This window comes from Prevotella sp. S7-1-8, from assembly GCF_000758925.1.
Lineage (GTDB): Bacteria > Bacteroidota > Bacteroidia > Bacteroidales > Bacteroidaceae > Prevotella.
Genome location: NZ_JRNC01000029.1, coordinates 1 through 1984 on the forward strand (window position 1 = coordinate 1; position 1984 = coordinate 1984).

4 protein-coding genes are annotated in these 1984 nt (G+C 45.4%); 3 read left to right on the forward strand and 1 reads right to left on the reverse strand.

What is annotated here, in order from left to right:
- Nucleotides 1–375: 375 nt before the first annotated feature.
- Nucleotides 376–627: a type II toxin-antitoxin system HicB family antitoxin gene (locus tag HMPREF1640_RS04415; RefSeq protein ID WP_231565834.1), complete on the reverse strand. Its 252-nt coding sequence runs from the start codon at nucleotides 625–627 to the stop codon at nucleotides 376–378.
- Nucleotides 628–818: 191 nt separating this feature from the next.
- Here HMPREF1640_RS04415 and HMPREF1640_RS04420 point away from each other — a divergent pair, with 191 nt between their 5' ends.
- The 3 genes from HMPREF1640_RS04420 to HMPREF1640_RS13205 all read left to right on the forward strand — a co-directional run bounded on the left by HMPREF1640_RS04420 (nucleotide 819) and on the right by HMPREF1640_RS13205 (nucleotide 1679).
- On the forward strand, nucleotides 819–1004 hold the full coding sequence (locus HMPREF1640_RS04420; RefSeq protein ID WP_036892779.1) for a type II toxin-antitoxin system HicA family toxin: 186 nt from the start codon (nucleotides 819–821) through the stop codon (nucleotides 1002–1004).
- Between the two features lie 94 nt (nucleotides 1005–1098).
- The gene (locus HMPREF1640_RS04425; RefSeq protein ID WP_036892780.1) at nucleotides 1099–1503 is read left to right on the forward strand and encodes a hypothetical protein; all 405 of its coding nucleotides are present in this window, start codon (nucleotides 1099–1101) and stop codon (nucleotides 1501–1503) included.
- A gap of 32 nt (nucleotides 1504–1535) precedes the next feature.
- On the forward strand, nucleotides 1536–1679 hold the full coding sequence (locus tag HMPREF1640_RS13205) for a hypothetical protein (RefSeq protein ID WP_156098711.1): 144 nt from the start codon (nucleotides 1536–1538) through the stop codon (nucleotides 1677–1679).
- Nucleotides 1680–1984 lie beyond the last annotated feature (305 nt).

Consider the following 1984-nt stretch of genomic DNA (forward strand, 5'->3'; position numbering starts at 1 on the left):
ATCGCCCGAAATACGCGAAACACGCGACAGTTTTTAAATGGCTGACATTCAGCGTCTTTTTAAAAACGGTCTTTCTTCTCTTGTTTCGCGGTCCGCGGTTGAGTGCCAAATGGCATGGTGACAAGGTTGCTATCGCGACGCGATAGCGGCTCTTTCGCGCTGCCAACAAGGCCTAATCACGCCATGAGAAAGCGCCAATCGCGACCCTCTTATGATTTTTTGTAACGCCCGGCTTGGTTTTGACAAGAAAAGACAGCCCTTTTCGCTCTGGATGACTCGAAAACAATGATCAAAAAACAGTAATTATATTTTACAACACAAAGAACAAGAAGTGAGGGATTGGGGGCGAAGAACGCATGGAGACAGCCGCGCCGGCTACAAGAGACGTTTGGGCGCGGCAGCGTCGAGATGATAGTCAAACTCGTACTCGCCATTGCGCAACCACTCCGGCACAGCGTCGCCGTCGTTTATCATACCCTCTACGTGAAAGCGCAGCGTCTCCGGAATTTCAATCATCAACTCGTCGTATGTCTTTGCGGTGACAGCCACCGCACCAGGTACGTTTTCTCCAAATGTAGCCCCAAAATTTTGCTCACACCATGCTATGCCTACTCTTATTTTCTCCATTGCATACAATTACAATACGTAGAATGATTGCTAGGAGCCGACTCCTATTCCTCGCAAAAGTAGAAAAAATAATACCATTATGCAAATATTAAAAACATTATTTGTAACAAAAAAGTTAGCTAAACTTTTGGAGATTGATTACTTTTTTGTTATCTTTACACTGTCATTAAGACAAAGAGTTCATTCACATCATGAAACATTCAGAACTAATTCGAGTGTTGAAAAAGGCAGGTTTCCTTTTGAAACGACATGGTGCTTCGCATAACATTTGGATAAACCCCAAGACTGGGGCGAGAACAAGCGTACCGAGGCACGGAAGCAAGGAAATCAAGGAAATGACAGCAAAGTCAATTATTGAAGACCTTTTGAATGAGTAAGTTGAGAGCCGCCACAAAAAAGTGGCGGCATCTCTTCACTGAATGGGGACGGTCGTGATTGAACTTCTTAAAAACTGTGCAAACGAGAAACAACATGAAAAAGGTAATCGCAAGAGTAGAGCGAGAAGTTGGCGAAAGAAACTTCTCCTGCTACATGAAAGTAAAAAGCGTTAATGCCAGCGTGCTGGGGCAGGGCAATACTGCAAGTGCAGCCATTGCCGACATGCTTCGAGGGTGGGAAGATGCAAAGGTTAGCTTGAAAGAGGATGGCATCGAGGTTCCGCCCATTGAGGTTGAATATACCTTTGATGTGGGGGCATTGTTCAACTACTACGACTTTATCAATGTTGCTGGTGTGTCAAGGGAAATAGGCGTCAGCTCGGCGGTCATGCGACAATATGCCACAGGCATAAGGAAGCCAAGCCCTGAGCGGAAACAACAGATAGCGGAAGGTATCAAGTCGCTTGCAAAAAAAATAGAAGCGGTAACCCTCTGTTGATAAGACATTGAATGCTTCGTGCTTCAATTATTGTGAAAGAACTCTTTGAGCCTCTGGTGCGTGTCGCATCGGAGGCTCTTTTTTTTCTTGCCGCCAATTTCATCGCAAAAAAAATAGCGAAAAACTTGCGCCTATCAAAAAAACGCCCTATCTTTGCCATGTCAAAAATTCAATAGCGGTACAGATGCCGCCGACCCATGTCGGCTGTTTTTGTATACATACATGTCAACGACTATACACTGCGCCGTGTCGGGTGAGCGGAAACGCCCCCGGAAGTTCTGCTATTGAAACTTTGACAACACGTAGCGCAGTTTTTTTATGTCTAAAATCAATAGTTATGGAGACAACAACCATCAACGCCGGGAACGTCCAGACCCGCGGCGCATTCCTCCTCAAGGAGTGGGCGAAAGCAAAAATCAACAGTGTCAACTTATGGCTCAATGCAAAGAGTCTGTTCTACTCTAACATCTGCCAGTACAGC